Source organism: Streptomyces malachitofuscus, assembly GCF_055571035.1.
This window is the reverse complement of the sequence record NZ_JBVIGA010000001.1, coordinates 222,207-245,367: the sequence shown is the minus strand read 5'-3', so window position 1 is coordinate 245,367 and position 23,161 is coordinate 222,207. Positions and strand designations below refer to the sequence as shown.

General features: G+C 71.3%; 20 protein-coding genes and 3 tRNA genes. 15 read left to right on the top strand and 8 right to left on the bottom strand.

Going from position 1 to position 23,161, the window contains the following annotated elements; translation table 11 throughout:
* Positions 1-178: 178 nt before the first annotated feature.
* From ACZ44S_RS01105 to ACZ44S_RS01085, 5 genes are all read right to left on the bottom strand, one after another.
* Positions 179-577 (bottom strand): PIN domain-containing protein, encoded by a 399-nt coding sequence (locus ACZ44S_RS01105; protein WP_466922915.1) that lies wholly within the window; start codon positions 575-577, stop codon positions 179-181.
* Entirely contained in the window at positions 565-816 is a 252-nt protein-coding gene (locus ACZ44S_RS01100) for a type II toxin-antitoxin system Phd/YefM family antitoxin (RefSeq protein WP_466922913.1), read from the bottom strand. Before ACZ44S_RS01100 ends, ACZ44S_RS01105 begins: the two co-directional genes overlap by 13 nt.
* Before the next feature lie 300 nt (positions 817-1,116).
* A tRNA-Ile gene (locus tag ACZ44S_RS01095) sits at positions 1,117-1,193 on the bottom strand.
* A gap of 178 nt (positions 1,194-1,371) precedes the next feature.
* Positions 1,372-1,444, bottom strand: a tRNA-Asn gene (locus ACZ44S_RS01090).
* A 5-nt stretch (positions 1,445-1,449) separates the two neighbouring features.
* Positions 1,450-1,522: transfer RNA gene (locus ACZ44S_RS01085), tRNA-Asn, on the bottom strand.
* Between the two features lie 169 nt (positions 1,523-1,691).
* On the opposite strand from ACZ44S_RS01085, the gene ACZ44S_RS01080 reads away from it, so the two are divergent.
* From ACZ44S_RS01080 to ACZ44S_RS01035, 10 genes are all read left to right on the top strand, one after another.
* On the top strand, positions 1,692-1,997 hold the full coding sequence (locus tag ACZ44S_RS01080) for a YtxH domain-containing protein (RefSeq protein ID WP_466922911.1): 306 nt from the start codon (positions 1,692-1,694) through the stop codon (positions 1,995-1,997).
* Positions 1,998-2,060: 63 nt separating this feature from the next.
* Positions 2,061-3,515, top strand: a complete 1,455-nt coding sequence (locus tag ACZ44S_RS01075) for an FGGY family carbohydrate kinase (RefSeq protein WP_466922909.1) — start codon at positions 2,061-2,063, stop codon at positions 3,513-3,515.
* A gap of 123 nt (positions 3,516-3,638) precedes the next feature.
* Complete coding sequence (locus tag ACZ44S_RS01070; protein WP_466922907.1) at positions 3,639-5,372, top strand: ABC transporter ATP-binding protein; 1,734 nt, start codon at positions 3,639-3,641, stop codon at positions 5,370-5,372.
* Positions 5,372-7,300: an ABC transporter ATP-binding protein gene (locus ACZ44S_RS01065; RefSeq protein ID WP_466922904.1), complete on the top strand. Its 1,929-nt coding sequence runs from the start codon at positions 5,372-5,374 to the stop codon at positions 7,298-7,300. Before ACZ44S_RS01070 ends, ACZ44S_RS01065 begins: the two co-directional genes overlap by 1 nt.
* Before the next feature lie 270 nt (positions 7,301-7,570).
* Complete coding sequence (locus ACZ44S_RS01060; protein WP_466922902.1) at positions 7,571-8,845, top strand: deoxyguanosinetriphosphate triphosphohydrolase; 1,275 nt, start codon at positions 7,571-7,573, stop codon at positions 8,843-8,845.
* Positions 8,846-8,937: 92 nt separating this feature from the next.
* A complete protein-coding gene (locus ACZ44S_RS01055; protein ID WP_466922900.1) occupies positions 8,938-10,203 on the top strand; it encodes an NAD(P)/FAD-dependent oxidoreductase in 1,266 nt (421 codons plus the stop codon).
* Between the two features lie 54 nt (positions 10,204-10,257).
* Entirely contained in the window at positions 10,258-12,186 is a 1,929-nt protein-coding gene (gene dnaG, locus ACZ44S_RS01050; RefSeq protein WP_466922897.1) for a DNA primase, read from the top strand.
* Between the two features lie 95 nt (positions 12,187-12,281).
* Positions 12,282-13,616, top strand: a complete 1,335-nt coding sequence (locus ACZ44S_RS01045; RefSeq protein WP_466922895.1) for an RNA polymerase sigma factor — start codon at positions 12,282-12,284, stop codon at positions 13,614-13,616.
* Between the two features lie 603 nt (positions 13,617-14,219).
* A complete protein-coding gene (locus ACZ44S_RS01040) occupies positions 14,220-14,858 on the top strand; it encodes a hypothetical protein (RefSeq protein ID WP_466922892.1) in 639 nt (212 codons plus the stop codon).
* On the top strand, positions 14,859-15,440 hold the full coding sequence (locus ACZ44S_RS01035; RefSeq protein WP_466922890.1) for a hypothetical protein: 582 nt from the start codon (positions 14,859-14,861) through the stop codon (positions 15,438-15,440). It begins immediately after the preceding gene.
* Between the two features lie 36 nt (positions 15,441-15,476).
* Here the strand turns inward: ACZ44S_RS01035 and ACZ44S_RS01030 are convergent, their stop codons facing one another.
* On the bottom strand, positions 15,477-16,244 hold the full coding sequence (locus ACZ44S_RS01030; RefSeq protein WP_466922888.1) for a sirohydrochlorin chelatase: 768 nt from the start codon (positions 16,242-16,244) through the stop codon (positions 15,477-15,479).
* A 212-nt stretch (positions 16,245-16,456) separates the two neighbouring features.
* Between ACZ44S_RS01030 and ACZ44S_RS01025 the strand changes: the two genes are divergently transcribed.
* The 4 genes from ACZ44S_RS01025 (at position 16,457) to ACZ44S_RS01010 (ending at position 20,395) form a co-directional block, all read left to right on the top strand.
* The gene (locus ACZ44S_RS01025) at positions 16,457-17,161 is read left to right on the top strand and encodes a SanA/YdcF family protein (RefSeq protein WP_466922886.1); all 705 of its coding nucleotides are present in this window, start codon (positions 16,457-16,459) and stop codon (positions 17,159-17,161) included.
* A gap of 31 nt (positions 17,162-17,192) precedes the next feature.
* Entirely contained in the window at positions 17,193-17,441 is a 249-nt protein-coding gene (locus tag ACZ44S_RS01020; protein WP_466922884.1) for a hypothetical protein, read from the top strand.
* Entirely contained in the window at positions 17,438-17,839 is a 402-nt protein-coding gene (locus ACZ44S_RS01015; protein ID WP_466922881.1) for a DNA-binding protein, read from the top strand. The genes ACZ44S_RS01020 and ACZ44S_RS01015 overlap by 4 nt, the downstream gene beginning before the upstream one ends.
* Before the next feature lie 111 nt (positions 17,840-17,950).
* The gene (locus ACZ44S_RS01010) at positions 17,951-20,395 is read left to right on the top strand and encodes a molybdopterin oxidoreductase family protein (RefSeq protein WP_466922878.1); all 2,445 of its coding nucleotides are present in this window, start codon (positions 17,951-17,953) and stop codon (positions 20,393-20,395) included.
* Here the strand turns inward: ACZ44S_RS01010 and ACZ44S_RS01005 are convergent.
* A complete protein-coding gene (locus tag ACZ44S_RS01005; RefSeq protein WP_466922875.1) occupies positions 20,329-21,975 on the bottom strand; it encodes a M4 family metallopeptidase in 1,647 nt (548 codons plus the stop codon). The genes ACZ44S_RS01010 and ACZ44S_RS01005 overlap by 67 nt on opposite strands.
* Positions 21,976-22,172: 197 nt before the next feature.
* On the opposite strand from ACZ44S_RS01005, the gene ACZ44S_RS01000 reads away from it, so the two are divergent.
* Positions 22,173-22,592, top strand: a complete 420-nt coding sequence (locus ACZ44S_RS01000) for a gamma-glutamylcyclotransferase family protein (protein ID WP_466922872.1) — start codon at positions 22,173-22,175, stop codon at positions 22,590-22,592.
* A 188-nt stretch (positions 22,593-22,780) separates the two neighbouring features.
* Here the strand turns inward: ACZ44S_RS01000 and ACZ44S_RS00995 are convergent, their stop codons facing one another.
* Positions 22,781-23,077 (bottom strand): hypothetical protein, encoded by a 297-nt coding sequence (locus tag ACZ44S_RS00995; protein WP_466922869.1) that lies wholly within the window; start codon positions 23,075-23,077, stop codon positions 22,781-22,783.
* Between the last annotated feature and the right edge of the window lie 84 nt (positions 23,078-23,161).

Below are 23,161 nucleotides of genomic sequence, written 5' to 3'. Positions count from 1 at the left end.
CCGGATCTCGACCGCCAGCTGCTACACGAGCAGCGTGCATGCGTGCACGCTGTCTCACTTCATGCGGTGATGCGGACGGAGGCCGAAGCGGGGGCCAGGTCGCGCGCGGCTGCATCCACCAGTGGGCAGCCGTTGGCTGCGACAGGCACACGTGCCGGCAGCCAATCGCCCGGGCTCGTCACAACCGACGTACCCGAACACCGGGAAGGTCGTCGAAGCACGCCCGCTTGTCGTAGGTGATGACTGTGCGTGCGGTGGTCACGGCGGTTGCCGCGATGATCAGGTCGTGGGCTCCTCTGGGCCGGCCGACCCTGCGTACGTGGGCGAGCAGCCGCGCATGAGCCCGTGCGATGTCCACGGTGTATTCCTCGACCGGAATCGTGGCAAGGATGACGTCTACGAATGACTGGCGGGCAAGCCGGTTGGTGTTGTCGGCCAGTTCGACGCCCTGGAGCAACTCCGCGGCCGTGATGGCGGCGATCGCCGGGTCGTCATCGTCCGCGAGTACCTGGTCGAGGACGACTTTCCGGCGCTCGACCGCGATCAATACGCCGGTGTCCAGGATCAGTCGTTCCACGGATCGTCCAGGGTCAGCAGATCACGGGTGTCCATCACATCGCCCTCGAAGGCGTCGTCGAGGGTGTCGACGTAGGGCAGGAGAGCATCCTTCACCGCACGGCCCGTGGCTTTGGGCGCCGGGCCGAGCACGGCCAGGCGTTTGCCCCCGCGGGTGATCACGATGGTTTCGCCGCGTTCCGCACTGTCCAGCACGGAGGCGAAGTTCCGTGATGCTTCGGTAGCGGTCATCGTCTTCATGACCTCATACTCTCAGAGAATCTGATGCCCGACAACGTGGAGGATGAGCCTCTGTTGCCCTGCCTCGCTTGACGTGCGGCATCTCAAGCCGCACAGCGGCGGCAGATCGGCACCCGACAGGCTTTGACGGGGTGGACAGTGGCGGCGCAGACGGTCGGGCTGCCAGCTTCCCGCAGGTCGCACCCAGACACCCGACGTGACACCCTCAGGCAGTACTTGTGAGCAGCGGTTTCTCCTCGGCGGGACCGAGTAGGTGACTCAGGGGCACTGAGAGACGTTCCCGGAGGTCAGGGCACGTACTGGTGGGGCGGGTGGGACTCGAACCCACGGCCGACGGATTATGAGTCCGCTGCTCTAACCGGCTGAGCTACCGCCCCATAGCGGCGTGTCGCGTACATGTGTGCGCGCCGTCTGCCGCAGCATAGCCGCTCATACGATCTCCTGCTTCGGCTGGTCGGCTGCGTACGGCCTCGGTGACCATGGAGACCGCTCCGAGCCCCGCACGGTTCCCCCGGACATGAAAAAGGACCCCTGCGGGGGTCCTCGTTCAGCATGCTCCCCCGACTGGACTCGAACCAGTAACCTGCCGGTTAACAGCCGGCTGCTCTGCCAATTGAGCTACGGAGGACCGAGCTCCCCCGACTGGACTCGAACCAGTAACCTGCCGGTTAACAGCCGGCTGCTCTGCCAATTGAGCTACGGAGGAATGCCTCGTTGCATCGAACGCACCCACCTGGGTATCCGCCAGGGGGCGCGCGCTCGCTGCGACACATACATTAGCGCAAGCAGGGGGGTGCTCCGCCAATCGGTACTCCCCGGCGCTGTCGCCGCACCGGAGACCTACGCAGACTGGAACAACGGGAAGGGTGGCCGCCATGACTTACCGGCTCACGTTCGTCGCCGGAGTCGTCCTGGGTTACGTGCTGGGCACGAAAGCCGGGCGCGAGCGCTACGAACAGTTGAAGAGGTCGGCCGAGCAGTTTGCACAGAACCCCGCCGTGCGCAACACCGCGGAGAGCGCGGTGCAGCAGGGCCGTGAGTTCGCGGACAAGGCGTACCACGCGGTGAGCGACAAGGTCGGCGACCGCATGCCCGACTCGGTCGCCCAGCGGGTCCACGCCCTGCGCGAGCGCACCGCCCACGGCCCGGCCGAGGACGACTGGGGCACGAGCAACACCTGACGCTTGCTCCACCCGGCGGCGCCCGGGCCCCACCCACACCTCCCCATGCGGCAAAATCGCCGTATGGGGATAGTCGCCGGGTTGGACAGTGCGCCCGATTTCACTCGCATCGTCGTCTGTGACACGGACACCGGGGCCGTGCTCAGGCAGGGGTATGCCCAGCATCCGGTGCAGGGCGCCGACGGCGGCGGCCGTCCCTCCGACGTCGACCCGCAGGCCTGGCTGCTGTCGCTGGGCGAGGCGGCGGGCGGCGGACTGCTGGAGGGGGTGCAGGCCATCGGCGTGTCCGCGCAGGCGAACGCGCTGGTGCCGCTGGACGCGCAGGGCAACACCGTGCGGCCCGCGATGACCGGCAATGACAAGCGGGCGCAGGTCGCGGCGGCCGATCTGGTGGACGCGCTCGGCGGGCGCGAGGCGTGGGCGCAGGCGGTGGGCTGTGTGCCGGGGGCCGCGCAGCCGGTGACCAAGCTGCGCTGGATGGCACGCACCGAGCCGGAGAACGCGGCGCGCACCGCCGTACTGCTCCAGGCGCACGACTGGCTGGTGTGGCAGCTGCTCGGCCGGCCGGTGCGGCGGACGACCGACCGGGGCGGGGCCTCCGGGACCGGTTACTGGGCGGCCGCCACCGGCGGCTACCGGACCGATCTGGTGGAGATGGCGCTCGGGCACCAGGTGATGCTCCCCGAGGTGATCGGCCCGGCGGACGCGGCCGGTACGACGCCGGAGGGGCTGCTGATCTCCGCCGGTACGGGCGAGACGATGGCGGCGGCGTTCGGGCTGGGGATCGGGCTGGGCGACGCGGTGGTGTCGCTGGGCGCGTCCGGGTCCGTGATGGCCGTGCACCCCGAGGCGCTCGTCGACCAGCAGGGCATGATCACGTCCCTGGCCGACGCGACCGGCATGCATCTGCCCGTCGTCACCACCCTCAACGCCGTACGGGCGCTGCGCGGGACCGCGGAGCTGCTGGGACTGCCCGATCTGGAGAGCCTGTCCGAGCTGGCGATGAAGTCGACGCCCGGTGCGCACGGGCTGGTGCTGCTCCCCTATCTGGAGGGTGAGCGCACCCCGAACCTGCCGCACACGGCCGGGACGCTGGCGGGGTTGCGGCGGGAGTCGATGCGGGCCGAGCATCTGGCGCGGGCCGCGTTCGAGGGAATGCTGTGCGGGCTCGCGGACGCGCTGGACGTGTTGCGTGGCCGGGGCGTGGACGTGCGGCGGGTCTTCCTGCTGGGCCCGGCCGCGGAGCTGCCTGCCGTGCAGGCGGCGGCCCCCTCGCTGTTCGGGGCGCAGGTGGTGGTGCCGCAGCCGGCGGACTACGCGGCGATCGGCGCGGCCCGGCAGGCGGCGTGGGCGCTCGGTGTGTCGCAGGGCACCCTCGATCCGCGGACGCCGCCGGTGTGGCAGGGCGCGGTGGCACAGGTGCTGGATCCCGGCGAGGAGCTGGCGGTGGGACAGGCGGTGCGCCAGCAGTTCGTGTCGGTGCGGGAGCAGACGCATCCGGGCGCGTTCCGCGTGTAGCGGGCCGGCGGGGGTCGATCGCACGGCGGCGGGCTCATTCGGTTGAGGTAACGCGGGTGGAGTGTTCGACGATAGGGGCCACGGGCAACCGAAGTCCCGTGTCGACCACCCGAGAGATTCAGCGTGCTCATACGACTCCTGCGGTCCCGCCTCCGGCCCTACAAGAGACCCATCACCCTGCTGGTGCTGCTGCAGTTCCTGCAGACCTGCGCCACTCTCTACCTGCCCACGCTCAACGCCGACATCATCGACAACGGAGTCGTGAGAGGTGACACCGGTTACATCCTGAGCTACGGCGCTCTGATGATCGGCATCTCGCTGGCCCAAGTGGTGTGCAACGTCGGTGCCGTGTTCTACGGCGCCCGGACGGCGGCGGCCCTGGGACGGGACGTGCGCGCCGCCGTGTTCGACCGGGTGCAGTCGTTCTCCGCGCGTGAGGTGGGTCACTTCGGCGCGCCCTCGCTGATCACCCGTACGACGAACGACGTCCAGCAGGTGCAGATGCTGACCCTGATGACGTTCACCCTCATGGTGTCCGCGCCGATCATGTGTGTGGGCGGCATCGTGATGGCGCTCGGTCTCGACGTCCCGCTGTCCGGGGTGCTGGTCGGGGTGGTGCCGGTGCTCGGCATCTGCGTGACGCTGATCGTGCGGAGGCTGCGCCCGCTGTTCCGTGCGATGCAGCGGCGGCTCGACACGGTGAACCGGGTGCTGCGCGAGCAGATCTCCGGCAACCGGGTGATCCGTGCCTTCGTACGGGACGAGTACGAGCAGGGACGGTTCCGTGCGTCGAACACCGGGCTGACCGATGTGTCCCTGCGCACCGGCAACATGCTCGCGCTGATGTTCCCGGTGGTCATGACGGTGGTGAATCTGTCGTCGATCGCGGTGGTGTGGTTCGGCGCGCACCGGATCGACAGCGGCGGGATGCAGATCGGTGATCTGACGGCGTTCCTCGCCTATCTGATGCAGATCGTCATGTCCGTGATGATGGCCACCTTCATGTTCATGCAGGTGCCGCGCGCCGAGGTGTGCGCCGAGCGCATCCACGAGGTGCTGGACACCTCCTCGAGCGTCGTGCCGCCCGTCGCGCCCGTCACCGAGCTGCGCCGGCACGGGCATCTGGAGATCCGGGGGGCAGGCTTCCGCTACCCGGGTGCCGAGGAGCCGGTGCTGAGGTCGGTGGACCTGGTGGCGCGGCCCGGCGAGGTCACCGCCGTGATCGGCTCGACCGGCAGCGGCAAGTCCACGCTGCTCGGTCTGGTCCCGCGGCTGTTCGACGCCACCGACGGCGATGTGCTGGTCGACGGGGTGCCGGTGGCGGACCTCGAGCCCCGGCTGCTCGCGAGAACCGTCGGTCTGGTGCCGCAGAAGCCGTATCTGTTCGCGGGCACGGTGGCGACGAACCTGCGCTACGGCAATCCGGACGCCACCGACGAGGAGCTGTGGCACGCGCTGGAGGTGGCGCAGGGCAAGGACTTCGTGGAGCGGCTGGAGGGCGGCCTCGACGCGCCGATCGCCCAGGGCGGGACGAACGTCTCCGGCGGTCAGCGTCAGCGTCTGGCGATCGCCCGGACGCTGGTGCAGCGGCCGGAGATCTACCTCTTCGACGACTCCTTCTCCGCGCTCGACTACGCCACCGACGCGGCCCTGCGGGCGGCCCTCGCACAGGAGACGGCCGAGGCGACCGTGGTGATCGTCGCCCAGCGGGTGGCCACCATCCGGGACGCCGACCGGATCGTGGTGCTGGACGAGGGCCGGGTCGTCGGCACCGGCCGGCACCACGAGCTGATGGCGGACAACACGACCTACCGGGAGATCGTGCTCTCCCAGCTGACGGAAGCGGAGGCTGCCTGATGGCCGGACCCGCGGCACGGATGATGGCCGGCGGCGGCCCCGACCAGCGGTCGATCGACTTCAAGGGGTCGAGCAAACGGCTGATCGCCCGGTTCCGGCCGGAACGCCTGACGATCTACGGGCTGCTGGCCTGTGTGGTCCTGAGCGTGGGCCTGAGCGTGGTCGGGCCGAAGATCCTCGGTGAGGCCACCGACCTGGTCTTCGCCGGGATCGTGGGCCGGGACATGCCGGAGGGCGCCACCAAGGAGGAGGTCCTCGCCTCGATGCGCGAGCGGGGCGACGGCGACGTCGCCGACATGCTCCGCAGCACCGACTTCACCCCCGGCGAGGGCATCGACTTCACGGCGGTGGGGCAGGTCCTGCTGGGGGCGCTGGCGGTGTTCCTGGCCGCCGGTCTGCTGATGGCGGTGGCGACCCGGCTGGTGAACCGGGCCGTGAACCTCACCATGTTCCGGATGCGCGAGGACGTGCAGACGAAGCTGTCCCGGCTGCCGCTGTCGTACTTCGACAAGCGGCAGCGCGGCGAGGTGCTGAGCCGCGCCACCAACGACATCGACAACATCGGGCAGACGCTCCAGCAGTCGATGGGGCAGCTGATCAACTCGCTGCTCACCATCATCGGGGTGCTCGCGATGATGTTCTACGTCTCGTGGATCCTGGCGCTGGTGGCGCTGGTGACGGTGCCGCTGTCGTTCGTCGTCGCCACGCGGGTGGGCAAGCGGTCGCAGCCGCACTTCGTGGCCCAGTGGCGGACCACCGGCAAACTCAACGCGCACATCGAGGAGATGTACACCGGGCACACCCTGGTGAAGGTGTTCGGTCGGCAGGAGGAGTCGGCGAAGCGGTTCGCCGAGGAGAACGAGGCGCTGTACGAGGCCGGGTTCAAGGCGCAGTTCAACAGCGGCGTCATGCAGCCGCTGATGCTGTTCGTGTCGAACATCAACTACGTGCTGGTGGCGGTCGTCGGCGGTCTGCGGGTCGCGTCGGGCTCGCTGTCCATCGGGGACGTGCAGGCGTTCATCCAGTACTCGCGGCAGTTCTCGATGCCGCTGACGCAGGTCGCCTCGATGGCGAACCTGGTGCAGTCGGGTGTCGCCTCCGCCGAGCGGGTCTTCGAACTGCTGGACGCGGACGAGCAGGAGGCGGACCCGTCGCCGGCCGAGAAGCCGGAGCGGCTGCGCGGGCGGGTGGTGCTGGAGCGGGTGTCGTTCCGGTACGACCCCGACAAGCCCCTGATCGAGGATCTGTCGCTGACGGTCGAACCGGGCCGGACGGTGGCGATCGTCGGGCCGACGGGAGCCGGCAAGACGACGCTGGTGAACCTGCTGATGCGGTTCTACGAGGTGTCCGGCGGGCGCATCACCCTGGACGGGGTCGACATCGCGAGGATGTCCCGGGAGGAACTGCGCTCCGGGATCGGCATGGTGCTCCAGGACACCTGGCTGTTCGGCGGCACCATCGCGGAGAACATCGCGTACGGGGCGTCCCGTGAGGTCACCCGGGAGGAGATCGAGGAGGCGGCGCGGGCCGCTCACGCGGACCGGTTCATCCGTACGCTGCCCGACGGGTACGACACGGTGATCGACGACGAGGGGTCGGGGGTCAGCGCGGGTGAGAAGCAGCTGATCACGATCGCGCGGGCGTTCCTGTCCGACCCGGTGATCCTGGTCCTGGACGAGGCGACGAGCTCCGTGGACACGCGTACGGAGGTGCTGATCCAGAAGGGGATGGCCCAACTGGCGCACGGGCGTACGTCGTTCGTGATCGCGCACCGGCTGTCGACGATCCGGGACGCGGACACCATCCTGGTGATGGAGAACGGGTCGATCGTCGAGCAGGGCGCGCACGAGCAGCTGCTGGCCACGGACGGGGCCTACGCCCGCCTGTACAAGGCGCAGTTCGCGGAGGCGGTGGCGGAGGTCGACTAGGACCGTCTGCCCGGTCCGGGGCGAGGTCCGGCACGACACACGATCCCCGAAGTCCGGCACAGCACATAATCGCCGGATTCCGGCACGGCGCGCGATCGTCGAGGATCCTCCGACTGACGGCGTGGGCCGTCCGAGCTGTCGGCAGTGGGGTGGGGAGCTCGGGCGGGGAGCCGTGGTGCGGGTCGTAGGACGACCGGGTGCGCCGCCCGGCGGGAGGCGTCGTCGGGCCGGGCGCGCCCGGGTGTCACTGCTTCCCCTTACTGTCGAGGCATGGAAGGCACCGCACCCCCCGCCGCGTACGACCCGACGTCCGTCGCCCGCTGGGCCACCGAGCCCGACAAACGCCCCGGTCGCACCGCCTTCCAGCGCGACCGCGCGCGCGTCCTGCACTCCGCGGCGCTGCGCCGCCTCGCCGGGAAGACACAGGTCGTCACACCGGGCGAGCACAGCCAGATGTGGGACGCCAGCCCTCGCACCCGCCTCACCCACTCCCTCGAATGCGCCCAGGTCGGCCGGGAGCTCGGCGCGGCCCTCGGCTGCGACCCCGATCTCGTCGAGGCGGCCTGTCTCTCCCACGACCTGGGGCACCCGCCCTTCGGGCACAACGGCGAGCAGGCGCTGAACGAGTTCGCGGAGGACTGCGGCGGTTTCGAGGGCAACGCCCAGTCGCTGCGCCTCCTCACCCGTATCGAGCCCAAACGGTTCACGCCCGAGGGCTCCGTGGGCCTCAACCTCACCCGCGCCACCCTCGACGCCGCCACCAAGTACCCCTGGCCGCGCGGCGCCCACCCCACCGACCCGGGCTCCCCGAAGTTCGGGGTCTACGAGGACGACCGCCCGGTGTTCGACTGGGTCCGCAAGGAGGCCCCCGGCAGCCGCATCTGCTTCGAGGCCCAGGTCATGGACTGGGCCGACGACGTCGCCTACTCGGTGCACGACGTGGAGGACGGCCTGCACGCCGGCCACATCGACCCGGGCTGCCTGCACGCCGCACCCGAACGCCGGGCGGTCTTCGCCGTCGCCGTGGGCCGGTACGTGCCCGCGGACACCGACCCCGCCGAACTGGCCGAGGCCCTCGACCGCCTCCTCGCCCAGGAGTGGTGGCCGCACGGGTACGACGGCACGGCCGTCGCCCAGGCCCGTCTCAAGGACGCCACCAGCCAGCTCATCGGGCGCTTCTGCCTCGCCGCGGAGGGCGCCACCCGGCAGGCCTTCGGCAACGGGCGCCTCACCCGGTACGCGGCCGAGCTGGTCGTGCCGCGCGGCACGCGCATGGAGTGCGCGGTCCTCAAGGCGGTCGCCGACCGGTACGTCATGCAGCGCGCCGAGCAGGAACTGCTCCGCGCCGACCAGCGCATCGTCGTCGTCGAGCTCGCCCAGGCGCTCACCGCCCGCGCCCCCGAGGGCCTGGACCCCCAGTTCCGCACCCTGTTCGACCGGGCCCCGGACGACCGCGCCCGCAAGCGGGTGATCGTCGACCAGATCGCGTCCCTCACGGACGCCTCGGCGCGCTCGCTTCACGCCCGGCTCACGGGGCAGGGATGACCCGCATGGCCTGATCGGGTCACTCCCCCTTCCGGCATCACCCTGCGTGCGGGACGCTCGCAGGTGGCTACACCGTTACGAGGAGGCATCACGTGGTCGACGCGGATCAGACTTTCGTCATCGTGGGAGGCGGACTGGCCGGCGCCAAGGCGGCCGAGACGCTGAGAGCGGAGGGCTTCACCGGCCGCGTGATACTGATCTGCGACGAGCGCGACCACCCGTACGAGCGTCCGCCGCTGTCCAAGGGCTACCTCCTCGGCAAGGAGGAACGCGACAGCGTCTTCGTGCACGAGCCCGCCTGGTACGCGCGTCACGACATCGAACTGCACCTCGGCCAGACCGTCGACGCCGTCGACCGCGCCGCGAAGACCGTCCGCTTCGGCGACGACGGCACCACCGTCCGCTACGACAAGCTGCTGCTCGCCACCGGCGCCGAGCCGCGCCGTCTGGACATCCCGGGCACCGGTCTCGCGGGCGTCCACCACCTGCGCCGCCTCGCGCACTCCGAGCGTCTCAAGGGCGTCCTCACCTCCCTCGGCCGGGACAACGGCCATCTGGTGATCGCCGGCGCCGGCTGGATCGGCCTGGAGATCGCGGCTGCGGCCCGCCAGTACGGCGCGGAGGTCACCGTCGTGCACCGGGGGCAGACCCCGCTGCACTCGGTCCTCGGGCCCGAGCTCGGTCAGCTCTTCGCGGAGCTGCACCGCGAGCACGGCGTCCGCTTCCACTTCGGGGCCACGCTCACCGAGATCACCGGCCAGGACGGCATGGTCCTCGCCGCCCGCACCGACGACGGCGAGGAGCACCCCGCGCACGCCGTCCTCGCCGCGATCGGCGCGGCCCCCCGGGTCGCTCTCGCCGAGGCCGCGGGACTGGAGCTCGCCGACCGCGCGGCCGGCGGGGGTGTCCTCGTCGACGAGCGGCTGCGGACCTCCGACCCGGACGTCTACGCGGCCGGTGACGTGGCGTCCTTCCCGCACGGCCTGTTCGGCACGCGGCTGCGCGTGGAGCACTGGGCCAACGCGCTGAACGGCGGGCCGGCGGCGGCACGCTCGATGCTGGGCCGGGAGGAGATCTACGACCGCGTCCCCTACTTCTTCACCGACCAGTACGACCTGGGGATGGAGTACTCCGGGTGGGCGCCGCCGGGGTCGTACGACCAGGTGGTCATCCGGGGCGACGCGGGGAAGCGGGAGTTCATCGCGTTCTGGGTGAAGGAGGGGCGCGTGCTGGCGGGGATGAACGTGAATGTGTGGGATGTCACGGATCCGATCCAGGCGATGATCCGGGGGCGGGAGCGGGTGGACACGGAGGCGCTGGCGGATCCGCATGTGCCGCTGGAGAGTCTTGTGGGCTAGCCGGGCGGTCCTACGGCAGCGAGGTGTGTCGGTGGGGCCCCGTAGAATTCACGCGTGGCTGGGCGGATCAATGATGAGGACGTGAAGGCGGTTCGGGACGCGGTTCCGATCGACGCCGTGGTGTCCGAGTACCTCCAGCTGCGCAACGCGGGGGGAGGGAACCTCAAGGGTCTCTGCCCCTTCCACGACGAGAAGTCGCCGTCCTTCCAGGTCAGCCCGAGCAAGGGACTCTTCCACTGCTTCGGCTGCCAGGAGGGCGGCGACACCATCACGTTCGTGATGAAGATCGACCACCTCTCCTTCTCGGAGGCGGTCGAGCGTCTCGCCGGACAGGCCGGCATCACCCTGCGCTACGAGGAGGGCGGGTACAACCCCACCCACCAGCGCGGCGAGCGCATCCGCCTGGTAGAGGCCCACAAGATCGCCGCGGAGTGGTACGCGGAGCAGCTCGCGACCTCCCCGGAGGCGGACACCGGCCGGGTCTTCCTCGCCGAGCGCGGCTTCGACCAGACCGCCGCCCAGCACTTCGGCGTCGGCTACAGCCCCCAGGGCTGGGACCACCTCACGCGCTTCCTGCGCGGCAAGGGGTTCAGCGACAAGGAGCTGATCCTCTCCGGTCTCTCCCAGGAGGGCCGCCGCGGCCCCATCGACCGCTTCCGCGGCCGTTTGATGTGGCCCATCCGCGACATCGGCGGAGACGTCGTCGGCTTCGGCGCCCGCAAGCTCTACGAGGCGGACAACGGCCCCAAGTACCTCAACACCCCCGAGACCGCGATCTACAAGAAGTCCCAGGTCCTCTACGGCATCGACCTGGCGAAGAAGGACATCGCGAAGGCGTCCCGCGCGGTCGTCGTCGAGGGCTACACCGACGTCATGGCCTGTCACCTCGCGGGTGTCACGACCGCCATCGCCACCTGCGGCACCGCCTTCGGCGGCGACCACATCAAGATCCTGCGCCGGCTGCTGATGGACAACGGCAGCGCACGCGTGATCTTCACCTTCGACGGCGACGCGGCCGGCCAGAAGGCGGCCCTGCGCGCCTTCGAGGACGACCAGAAGTTCGCCGCCGAGACCTACATCGCCATCGCCCCCGACGGCATGGACCCCTGCGACCTGCGGCTCGCCAAGGGCGACGAGGCCGTCGCCGACCTCGTCGAACCCCGCACCCCGCTCTTCGAGTTCGCCCTCCGCCAGATCGTCCGGCGCTACGACCTGGACACCCCGGCCGGCCGCGCCGGCGCCCTCGACGAGGCGGCGCCCATCGTCGCCCGCATCAAGAACAGCGGCGCCCAGCACGAGGTCGCCGTCGAACTCGCCGGGATGCTGGGCATCCTCGACACCCAGTTCGTCGTCAAGCGGGTCGCCCAGCTCGCCCGCTGGGCCCGCGAGCGCGGCGGCAAGGGCCCGGCCCCCGACCGCAGGCAGCACGGCGGCGGGCCGCAGCAGTACGCCCCGTCCGCCGCGCCGCCCGGCCCGCGCGGTCCCGCCCTCAACCTGCGCAACCCGGTCTTCGCCACGGAACGCGAGCTCCTCAAGCTCGCCCTCCAGCGCCCGGAACTGGTCTCCCCGGCCTTCGACGCGTACGGCGTCGACGAGTTCACCGCCCCGCCCTACGCGGCCGTACGGCAGGCGATCCTGGACGCGGGCGGCGCGGAGTACGGCGTGCAGGACCCGCAGGAGTATCTGATCCGGGTCCGCGACGCCGCCCCCGACGACGCCGTCCGTGCCATGGTCACCGAGCTCGCCGTCGAGGCGATCATGCTGCACCGGGGCGTCAAGGAGGTCGACGAGACCTACGCGGGTGCCCAGCTGGTCACGGTACGGCGGCGGGCCGTGGAGCGCCGCATCCGCGACATCACCAGCCGCCTCACCCGTCTCGGCGCTCACGGCGACCCTGCCGAACTGGCGTCCGTACAGAACGAGTTGTGGGTGCTGCAGCAGTACGACCAGGCGCTGCGGGAGCACGGCGCGGCCGCACTGTGAGGCGGTCCGCGTAACCGCCCGGTCACGCACCGGACTCAAAAAGTCACCGCACGCCCCTCGTGGGGACGATGTGTCGTACCCCACACTGGGGGGCGGTGCCTGAGTCCTCGGAGCGCGGCCGATCCGTCACCGACGGGTCCCGGACATCCGCGGTTCCGCTCATCGCGTACGGGACGGACAGCGGCGAGGCCGCCGACTCCGCCCCCGAAGTACCGCTGCCGTCCCCCCTGGCAGCGATCATCCTGGAGGTCGCCCCCGTGCAGACCCAGACCCTCACCGAGCCCGACGCGGACGTGCTCGTCGCCATGCCGGCACAGAGCCGCGTCGCGCACCACCCCGAGACATCGTCCGAGCCCGCCGCCCCGCCGGCCGAGGCTCCGGAGGCGGCCGGTCCTCCGGCCGATCCCGTCGAGTCCTCCGTCGAACCCGTCGAGTCCGTCGAGTCCGTCGATGCCGTGGAACCCGTCGAGTCCTCCGAGCCTGTCGGGCCCCGCGCGCCCGTCCGGCCCGAGACCGGCGGTCCCTCCTCGGACCTGTTCCGGCAGTATCTGCGCGAGATCGGCCGCATCCCGCTGCTGACCGCGGCCGAGGAGGTCGAACTCGCCCGCCGCGTCGAGGCGGGGCTGTTCGCGGAGGAGAAGCTGCGCCGCACCCCCGATCTGGACAGCAGGCTCGCCCTGGACCTCGACCGGCTCGTCGTCATGGGCCGGATGGCCAAGCGGCGGCTGATCGAGGCGAACCTGCGGCTCGTCGTGTCCGTCGCCAAACGGTACGTGGGCCGGGGCCTGACCATGCTGGACCTGGTCCAGGAGGGCAATCTCGGGCTGATCCGGGCGGTGGAGAAGTTCGACTACGCCCGGGGGTACAAGTTCTCCACGTACGCCACGTGGTGGATCCGCCAGGCCATGTCCCGGGCGCTGGCCGACCAGGCGCGCACGATCCGGGTGCCGGTGCATGTCGTCGAGCTCATCAACCGGGTGGTGCGCGTGCAGCGGCGGATGCTCCAGGAGCGCGGGTACGAGCCGACGCCGGACGAGGTCGCCGCCCACCTCGATCTGCCGCCCGAGCGGGTCGGCGAGGTGCTGCGGCTGGCGCAGGAGCCGGTCTCGCTGCACGCGCCCGTGGGCGAGGAGGACGATGTGGCGCTCGGCGACCTCATCGAGGACGGGGACGCGGCGAGTCCCGTCGAGTCGGCGGCGTTCCTGCTGCTGCGGGAGCACCTGGAGGCCGTGCTGTCGACGCTGGGCGAGCGGGAGCGGAAGGTCGTGCAGCTGCGGTACGGGCTGGTGGACGGGCGGCCGCGGACGCTGGAGGAGATAGGGCGGATCTTCGGTGTGACGCGGGAGCGGATCCGGCAGATCGAGTCCAAGACGCTGAACAAGCTGCGGGACCATGCCTTCGCCGATCAGCTGCGGGGGTATCTGGACTGACGTTTCTTCGCCCCCGCCGCCCCTTCCCTTCCCTTCCCTTCCCTTCCCGTCCCGTCCCGTCCCTGGGGGGCTTCGCCCCCCAGCCCCCCTTTGCGCCCACGCGGCGGAGCCGCATATTGATACAGCCCCGCTCCCCCCGAGTCTGACCTCCCCCACGTTGTCGGCGCCGTGGTTCTCCGACGAAACGCTCACGATGTCGGCTTCGAGATCAGGACGGACGACGTCGACGTACCCGACATCTTCACCGCCATCACCGTCAGCCCTCCAAGTCCGTGCATGCTGACTCCTGCTGGTCCTTGCGGTGCCGGGGCGACAGCTGTGTTGTTCGGGCTGTCCCGGCACGAGAGAAGGGCCAGGGCGCAAACGCTGCCCCTTCCACTGGGCAGCGCTGGCGCCCCCTGACACGATCAGCACACCTCGCCGACCCTCAGCCCGCCATAGCGGTCTCGGCCTCGGGTCTCTCCCGCGACAGCCCACGACTCGCGTGGGAAGGGAGCACGGTCCACCTCGAGAGCCCGTGCTCGGATCGATCATTTGTGGCGGGTTTTTGATCAAGCGGATAGCGTGTCGTGAGCTATTCCTGACGACACGGGGGTGTCGACGATGTCGTTCGACGACAATGGGCATTCCACGTACAACGATCTCGATCTGGACCGTGGTGACCTGGTCCGCGTCCTTCGCGCGACATCGGAGGACGGCGAGGCGTTCGGTGTCATCCACCGTTCACAGGCGACGTTGATCGGCGAGGGCCTGCACGAATTCCCCGCCGACTCCTACCGCAAGTCCGACCCGGAACTGCATGCCTGGGTCAAGCAGTCCTCGTCCGTGCTCGGCCATCTCGACGGTGTCCGTGCCGATGTCATCTACGACCTGGGTCAGGCCGAGAAGGACGCCAACAGCTGGGACAAGATGATGCGCTACCACGCCCTGGGTGCACCGGTTACGGGGATTCCCCTCGTCGGCGACTCCATCCAGCGGATGGTGGACGTCGGCACTGCCCAGTACCTGGGCGAGGAGAACACCAAGGTCGACAAGCAGGTCCGGGAGGACCTGGTCAAACACTTCGACTACGGGCAGAAGGAGATGGACAGCCTGCTGGAGCAGATGGCCCGCAGCAAGGGGCTCGAGCCCGAGGAACTGGACATGAGCCCCGGCGAGTTCGAGGACAACATTCAGCGGCTCAACGAGGAGTGGTACCAGCACGGCCTCAAGGACTCGGACTTGAAGATGGGCGAGCGCTAGATGGACAAGAAGCGTCTGGTTCTTCCCGGCACGCTGGTCGTCGCGGCCGCCGTCGTGGCGGCGGTCAGCCTGTGGCCCGATCCGAAGGACGACATGCGGGAGCAGAATCTCTGCTGGGGTTCCCTCACCGAGAAGACCGCGGGCCTGCTCAACGACGGCAAGGCAGGCAAGACCTCCGACGACGTCATGGGAGGCAGCAGCGGGAAGGCGGTGAAGGACGACCAGGTCTTCGGCACCGTCTGCACTGTCACGCGCGAGAACCCCGGTGGTGAGACGTACCGGGAACAGTACGCTCTGACCGCCACCACCAGCGACGGAACCAGCGAAGCTCCGAAGGGGGCGACGTCGCTCGGCGGCGGCTACGAAGGCTGGCTGACCCTGCGACACGCGGTTCTACGGCTTCCCGAGGACTGTGTGAGCAAGATGGGCTCGACCAACAGGTACGGCGAGCTGCTGCTGTCGGTCTATCCGCAGGTGAACATCCACGAGAACTGGAACACCGGGTCGGTGACCACCAAGAGCCGCACCATCCTTCTGGAAAGTGCCACCAACCTGGCGAAGCAGTACGACTGCGCCGCCTGACCACCGCCGCCGGCTGAGGCCGGGTGACCTTGGTGCTCAAGAGGCTGACGCAAGCTCCAAAGAGGTGAGGGACGAGGTGTGCAGGGCCTCGTCGTAGCGGTGGAGGAGGAGGTGGGGCATCGCGGGGTGGGTGCCCAGGGGGGCGGAGGCTGTAACGGGGGCCGCCGTCGCGCATTCCGTGGCGAAGCGGCCGGGGGCCGTGAAGTAGGAGGCGACGGCCACGCGGTGGCGGCCCCGGGCGGCGAGGGTGCGCAGGGCGTCGGGGACGGTGGGGGCCGCCGCGGAGGCGTAGGCGGGGATCACGGGGACGCCGAGCCGGGCGGCGAGCAGGCGCGCGGTGCGGCTCGTGTCGACCCTCGACTCGGGGTCGCGGGAGCCCGCCGCCGCGAGGATCACCGCGCTCTCGCGCCGGGTCGCGGCATCGGCCGGGGTGCGCCAGCCGGCCTCGGTGAGGCGGGCGTGCAGGGCGTCCACGAGCAGGGGGTGCGGGCCGAGCGGGGCGGCCACGCGGGTGTGCAGCCGCGCCCCGGCGGCCATCTCGGGGATGTCCCGCTTGACGTGGTACCCGCGGCTGAGCAGCAGCGGTACGAGGACGGCCGCCTCGGTGCCGCGCGCGTCCAGCTCGGCGAGGGTGTCGGGCAGCAGCGGCGCGTTGAGCTCGATGTGGCCCAGGTGCACGGGCAGGCCGGGGCGCAGTGCGCGCACCCCGGCCAGGAGCTGCCGTACGGTGCTCAGCGCCCGCGGGTCGCGGCTGCCGTGGGCCACGACGACGAGGGCGGGGGGATTCATGGTGTACGGCGTCATGCACCGATCGTCGGCGCGGGACGTTGCCTTCCCGTTGCGCGGGGATGACGGGTGTTTTCCGGCGGTTCACCATGGGGACCGCGCCGTGTGTGAGGGCGTTTGACCTGCTGTTTCGGAAGTGGGCGTGAAGCTGGTCACAGGGGGTGGGGTGAACCGGGGGGCGTGGTGGGGCGTCTCTCCGGGTCGAGGACCGACCGGGGAGGGGCCGTCCCATGCGCCGTTTCACAGTTCGCCGTCCGCGTCTGCCGCGCACCCGTGCGGGGCAGCGGCGGCTGGTGCAGGCGGTGGTGGCGGTGTGCGTGCTGGCGCTGCTGCCGGCGACCTGGCTGCGGCTGACCACGGGCGACCGGCTGCGCACAGTCGCCGATGTGCCGCGCACCGAGGTGGCCGTGGTGTTCGGGGCGGGCCTGTGGGACGGGGAGCCGTCGCCGTATCTCGCGCACCGGCTGGACGCGGCGGCGCAGCTGTACCGCGCGGACCGGATCGAGGTGGTGCTGGTCACCGGCGACAACAGCCGGGAGGACTACGACGAGCCCGACGCGATGCGCGCGTATCTGATCCGGCACGGCGTGCCCGACGGGCGGATCGTCAGCGACTACGCGGGCTTCGACACCTGGGACTCCTGCGTCCGCGCGAAGAAGATCTTCGGCGTGGACCGCGCGGTGCTGATCAGCCAGGGCTTCCACGTCCGCCGCGCGGTGGCCCTGTGCGAGGCGGCCGGCGTCTCCTCGCACGGTGTCGGCGTCGCGGAACCGCACGACGCCACCTGGTACTACGGGGGTGTCCGGGAGGTCCTCGCGGCGGGCAAGGCGGCGCTGGACGCCGCGTTCCGGCCCGATCCGCGCTTTCTGGGATCACAGGAGCCGGGGGTGGAGCGGGCGCTGGAGGAGGCCCGCGCGGAGCAGGCACGGGGATGACCGGCCACGCATACCGCGGTATGCTCACCCCGTGGCGGACACGACGCGCATCACGGTGACGCTCCCGACGGAACAGGTCAACGAACTGAGGAAGCTCACCGACAACGTCTCCGGTTATGTCGCCGAAGCGGTGGCGCGTCAGTTGCGGCACCAGCTCCTCGGCGCCGACCTGCTGCGTCATCAGGAGGAGTACGGCGCCTTCACCGAGGAGGAACTGGCGGAGGCGCGCTCCCGGATCCTCGGCGGCACGGACGCCGGTGGCTCGCAGAGCACGGCATGAACCTGCACGTCGAAACCCTCGTCCTGGACTCCGAGGGCCTCTCCGCCTGGATCGCGCAGGATCGCAAGATCCTCGCGATGTTCCAGGTCTTCCACGACATGGGTGCCGACGTCGTCGTGGGAGCCAACACCATTGTGGAAGTCAGCCACGCGCGGGTGAACACGGCCCGGCTTCGCTGGGCACTGTCCCGCGTCAGGGTCGAGCCGGTGACCGAGCAGGCGGCGAAGGCGTCTGCGGAGCTGCTCAAGGCGGCGGGCCTGCACGGTCACAAGTATGCGATCGACGCGACGGTGGCCGAGATGGCACGTCGTCAGCCGGGCCCGGTGGCCATATTGACGTCCGACGTCGACGACATGTCCCGCCTGTGCGATGACCGTATCCGCCTGATCGGCCTCTGAGCGGGGGCGCGGGCGCCTCACCGCGGCCGGAGGCCGGCTGGGAGGTCGCCGTACCCGGGGCGTAACAGCGGCCGGCGCGGTGCGTAACACCCGGCGCGCAGGGTGAACCGTATGCAGAACACCGTGACGCCCACGCACTGCCCCTACTGCGCGCTGCAGTGCGGGATGAATCTGACGCCGGCCCCGGACGGGACGGGCGTCGAGGTGAGTGAGCGCGCGGACTTCCCGGTGAACCGGGGGGCGCTGTGCGGGAAGGGGCGTACCGCTCCGGCCCTGCTGTCGTCGGCCGTGCGGCTCACCTCGCCGTTGGTGCGCTCGGCGGGGGGTGAGCTGGTGCCGGCCTCCTGGGAGGAGGCGCTGGACCGGGTCGCCGAGGGGCTGGGGCGCACCCGCGCGGAGTACGGGGCGGACGCGGTCGGGGTGTTCGGCGGGGGCGGGCTGACCAACGAGAAGGCGTACAGCCTCGGGAAGTTCGCCCGGGTGGTGCTCGGCACCTCCCAGATCGACTACAACGGGCGGTTCTGCATGTCGTCGGCGGCGGCCGCCGGCGGCAAGGCGTTCGGACTGGACCGTGGGCTGCCGTTCCCGCTGGAGGACATCCCGAGGACGGGCTGCGTGATCCTCGTCGGGTCGAATCCTGCCGAGACCATGCCGCCGTCCCTGCGCTACTTCACCGAGCTGAGGGAGAACGGCGGCACGCTGATCGTCGTCGACCCGCGCCGGACGAAGACCGCCGAGCAGGCCGATCTGCATCTGGCGCCGCGTCCCGGCACGGACCTCGCGCTGGCGCTGGGTCTGCTGCACCTCGTCGTCGCCGAGGGGCACACCGACGAGGAGTACGTCCGGGAGCGCACCGTCGGCTGGGAGGAGACCCGGGCCTCCGCGATGGCGCACTGGCCGGAGTACGTGGAGCGGATCACCGGTGTGTCCGTGCCCCAGCTGCGGGAGGCCGTACGGTTGTTCTGCGAGCCCGAGTCCGCGATGGTGCTCACCGCGCGGGGGCCGGAGCAGCAGGCCAAGGGCACCGACACGGTGAGCGCGTGGATCAACCTGGCGCTGGCGACCGGGCGGCCCGGCAGCCCGCTGTCCGGGTACGGGTGCCTGACCGGGCAGGGCAACGGTCAGGGCGGGCGCGAGCACGGCCAGAAGGCCGACCAGTTGCCCGGCTACCGCAAGCTGACGGATCCGGCGGCGCGGGCGCACGTCGCCGAGGTGTGGGGGGTGGACCCCGACACGCTGCCCGGGCCGGGGCGCAGCGCGTACGAGCTGCTGGACGCGCTGGGCACGGACATCCGCTCGCTGCTGCTGATGGGATCCAACCCGGTGGTGTCGGCGCCGCGCGCCGCGCATGTCGAGGAGCGGATCCGCTCGCTGGACTTCCTGGCGGTGTGCGACGTGGTGCTGTCGGAGACGGCCGCGCTCGCCGACGTCGTGCTGCCGGTGACGCAGTGGGCGGAGGAGACGGGGACGACGACGAACCTGGAGGGGCGCGTGCTGCTGCGCCGCCGGGCGGTCACCCCGCCGGAGGGCGTCCGCAGCGACCTGGAGGTCATGCACGAACTCGCCGGGCGGCTGGGCGGGGACCGGAACCTGGAGAAGGGCTTCCCGACCGACGCCGAGGAGGTCTTCGCCGAACTGCGCCGGGCCAGCGCGGGCGGGCCCGCCGACTACTCCGGCATCACCTACCGGAGGCTGGCCGAGGAGAACGGCGTCTTCTGGCCCTGCCCTGCCCCGGCCGACGCACCGCCCTCGGCGCCCGGCAACGGCACCGCAACCGGCACGACGACCGGCGCCGTTGCCGAGGCCCGTACCGGGGCCGCGGACCACGCCGGCAACGGCACCGGCACCGGTGTCCGTGGCGACGCGGGGACCGGCACCGGGGCTGCGGCGACGACCGGGACCGGCGCCGAGGGCAAGGCCGGTACCGGCGCCGACCACGCCGACCACGCCGGGGAGGCCCAAGGCTCCAAAGACGCCGCGTCCGGTGACCTGCCCGGCGGCCCGGCCCCGGCCGGTGTGTCCGGCACCGGCGTCCACCCCGGTTCGCCCCGTCTCTTCCTGGACCGGTTCGCCACCGAGGACGGGCGGGCGCGGTTCGTGCCCGTGTCGTACCGGGCGATCGCCGAGGAGCCCGACGAGGACTACCCCGTGCTGCTGACCACCGGGCGGGTCGTCGCGCAGTACCAGTCCGGTGCGCAGACCAGGCGGGTCGACGAGCTGAACGCCGCCGCTCCCGGTCCGTTCGTGGAGCTGCACCCGCGGCTCGCGGAGCGGCTCGGCGCGGCCGAGGGCGACCCGGTGGCCGTGGTGTCCCGGCGGGGGCGGGCGGTGGCGCCGGCGCGGATCACCACCGCGATCCGCCCCGACACGGTCTTCATGCCGTTCCACTGGGCCGGTGAGGGCCGGGCGAACACCCTCACCAACCCGGCCCTCGACCCGACCTCCCGGATGCCGGAGTTCAAGGCGTGCGCGGTGCGGCTGGAGGCCGTTCAGCCCACGCCCACCGCGCTCCACGCCGCCGCGACCGCCGCGTACTCGGTGCCGCCCTCGCCGTAGAGGTCCGCGGCCGCCTTCAGGGTCGCCGTGCGGGCGCCCGCGTAGTCGGTCGAGGACGTCATGTGCACCGTCAGGGCGCGGTACCAGATGCTGCCCAGCTTGGCGCGGCCGATACCGGTGACCGTGGAGCCGTCGCAGGTGGGCGAGGAGTGCGCGACGCCGCCCAGGGCCTTGGCGCCGCTGCCCTCGGCGAGCAGGTAGGCGAAGTGGTTGGCGACGCCGGAGGAGTAGTGGACGTCGAGGTCCTTGACCGAGGCGTCCCAGCAGTCCGCCGACTTGCCGTCCTTGGAGGGCTCGTCCATGTGACGCAGGGCGTCCCGCCCGAAGCCGTCCCGGACGATCTCCTCGCCGATCAGCCAGTCACCGGGGTCCTCGGCGTTCGCCGCGTGGAACTCCACCAGCGTGCCGAAGATGTCCGAGGTCGCCTCGTTCAGGCCGCCGGACTCCCCCGAGTAGGTCAGTCCGGCCGTCTTCGACGTCACGCCGTGGGTCATCTCGTGTCCGGCCACGTCCAGGGAGACCAGCGGCCCCATCCGGGTGCCGTCACCGTCCCCGTACGTCATGCAGAAGCAACGGTCGTCCCAGAAGGCGTTGTTGTAGTCGTTGCCGTAGTGCACGCGGTTGTACGAGCCCTTGCCGTCGCCCGCGATGCCCCGGCGGCCGTGGACGTCCTCGTAGTAGTCCCAGGTGACGTCGGTGCCGTACTGGGCGTCCACCGCCACCGTGGCGCGGTCGGAGACGGTGCCCGTGCCCCAGTGGTTGTCGGCGTCGGTGAGGACGGGGGCCGGTGCGCGGTTGAGGCAGAGGACGAGGACGCACAGGTCGGTGCGGTTGCCCGCGTCGCCGGTGTACGTGCCGCCGCGGGTGGGGTCCTTCAGTTCGTACCCGGACGCCGTGGCCGTCGTCTCCAGCGGGACCGTGCCGCCGTAGAGGGACTCGCCGTCGCCGGAGACGCTTTCGAGGCTGTCCCAGGCGTCGATGCGGGTGCCCGTGCGCGCGTCGGTCAGCACGGTGCGCGCGACCGGGTTCCCGGCCGGGTCCTGGGCGACGGCGTCGGTGCGCCAGGCGAGCCTGGGGGCGCCGTGCAGGGCGTCGACCACCAGTTCGGGCTTGGCGGTGAGCTTCTCGAGGGTCTCGCCGAGGTGGGCGGCGCGCAGGGCGTTCGCCGCGAGGTCGGCGGCCCTGGGGGCGGCGAGCCCGGGGGTGACGGTGGGGAGGTCGATGCGCGCGCGGGTGGCGCGGGTGACGCCCCGGTAGCTGCCGTCGGGGGCGAGGTGCATGACGAAGTCGCCGCCCAGGACGGGGAGTCGGTGGTAGGTGCGGTCGTAGCGGATGTGCCGGCTGCCGTCCGCGTCGATGACGACGTCGCGGACCTTCGTCCGCAGGCCCGCGGTGAGGCCGAGGGCGTCGGCGCGGTCCGCGAGGACCGACGCGGCGTCGGCGACGGCGGCGGAGCGGGTGGGGGGTTCGGCCGCGCCGGCGGTGGTGGGGGTGAGTGCGGCGGCCAGCAGGGCGGTACTGGTGACGGCCACGGCGGTGGTGAGGGAGCGGGAACCTCGGACAGGCCGTATCGGGCTCAAGCGGTCTCCTGGAACGGGCGCCCCGACGCGGGTGGGGGGTGGGGCGGCGCTGATGTCGACCGCGATTCAAGTGGCGCCGATCATGTCATGTCCATAGCGCGAATGTGGGGGTGTGTGAGGGGTGAGAATCGTTCCTGCAAGGCTCCGGTGGCACTTCGGTGCAGAGGGGCTCCGCCGACGTCCGCGCAGGTGAACGAGTGAGTCTCCCCTTCTTCGTCTACGGCACCCTCCGCCCCGGCGAGCGCAACCACGACCTGTTCCTGCGCGGCCGCACCCTGAGCGAGGAGCCCGGCCGCCTCCCGGGCGCGACCCTGTACGAGGGGCCCGGATATCCGTACGCCGTCGAGGAGCCGGACGGCGGCGGCACGGTGGCCGGGGAACTGGTGACCGCGCGGCCGGAGTCCTACGCGGAACTGCTCGCCGGACTGGACCGGCTGGAGGAGTACGTACCGGGCGGCCCCCGCAACCTGTACGAGCGCGTGGTGCGGGAGGTCCTCCGGGAGGCGGACGGCACGGCGGTGCGCGCGTGGGTGTACGTCGCCGCGCCCGCCGTCGCCGCGCAGCTGCGGGCGCGCGGCAAGCCGGTCGAGGGCGGGCAGTGGCGCGGGGTGAGGTGAGGCGGGGGCCCGGCTGGACCCGTAAGGCCGGGGGTCTGGCTAAGGGCCATTCCGGCTCCGGAGCCGACCGGGTGGCCGCTTCTGCGTTCGGCCTTTCTGCCATCGGACCCGCCCCCGCGCTCGCGCACGGGCGCCTCCCGGCCGGTGCGGCGGCCGGGCCGACAGGCGGCCCTGGGCGAACAGGCCGATCAGTCCCACCGTCCCCGTGCCGAGCGCCCACGAGCCGATGACGACGTCGTCGCGCTCGCGCGCTGGGCGGCCCGCTGCTCGTCGTAGCTTCTGGTCCCGGAGCTGTCGATCTCGGGGTAGCACGTGTCGCCCCGGTGCATCGGCGAGGGATGTTCCTCCCCGTCCGGACCCAGGTTGAGCCCGGAGCAGATCACGTCCTTCGCGTAGGCGTGGTTCGCCACTCCCCCGCCGGCCTGGAACAGCCCCCAGAGCACGAGGGCCCACATCGCCACCAGCACCGCGGTGCGCAGCCGCATCCGTCCCCACCTCCCCGCACGCGACCCCAGCGCTCCCGTCCGGCCCGGTCACCCGTTCACCCCCGCGCCGCGCACCCTTCGGGT

Bases quoted from the DNA above. Each gene is read 5' to 3' on its own strand.
- ACZ44S_RS01100 (WP_466922913.1), bottom strand. From the start codon at position 816: ATGAAGACGATGACCGCTACCGAAGCATCACGGAACTTCGCCTCCGTG.
- ACZ44S_RS01080 (WP_466922911.1), top strand. From the start codon at position 1,692: ATGACTTACCGGCTCACGTTCGTCGCCGGAGTCGTCCTGGGTTACGTG.
- ACZ44S_RS01075 (WP_466922909.1), top strand. From the start codon at position 2,061: ATGGGGATAGTCGCCGGGTTGGACAGTGCGCCCGATTTCACTCGCATC.
- ACZ44S_RS01065 (WP_466922904.1), top strand. From the start codon at position 5,372: ATGGCCGGACCCGCGGCACGGATGATGGCCGGCGGCGGCCCCGACCAG.
- ACZ44S_RS01060 (WP_466922902.1), top strand. From the start codon at position 7,571: ATGGAAGGCACCGCACCCCCCGCCGCGTACGACCCGACGTCCGTCGCC.
- ACZ44S_RS01040 (WP_466922892.1), top strand. From the start codon at position 14,220: ATGTCGTTCGACGACAATGGGCATTCCACGTACAACGATCTCGATCTG.
- ACZ44S_RS01035 (WP_466922890.1), top strand. From the start codon at position 14,859: ATGGACAAGAAGCGTCTGGTTCTTCCCGGCACGCTGGTCGTCGCGGCC.
- ACZ44S_RS01030 (WP_466922888.1), bottom strand. From the start codon at position 16,244: ATGACGCCGTACACCATGAATCCCCCCGCCCTCGTCGTCGTGGCCCAC.
- ACZ44S_RS01025 (WP_466922886.1), top strand. From the start codon at position 16,457: ATGCGCCGTTTCACAGTTCGCCGTCCGCGTCTGCCGCGCACCCGTGCG.
- ACZ44S_RS01015 (WP_466922881.1), top strand. From the start codon at position 17,438: ATGAACCTGCACGTCGAAACCCTCGTCCTGGACTCCGAGGGCCTCTCC.
- ACZ44S_RS01010 (WP_466922878.1), top strand. From the start codon at position 17,951: ATGCAGAACACCGTGACGCCCACGCACTGCCCCTACTGCGCGCTGCAG.
- ACZ44S_RS00995 (WP_466922869.1), bottom strand. From the start codon at position 23,077: ATGCGGCTGCGCACCGCGGTGCTGGTGGCGATGTGGGCCCTCGTGCTC.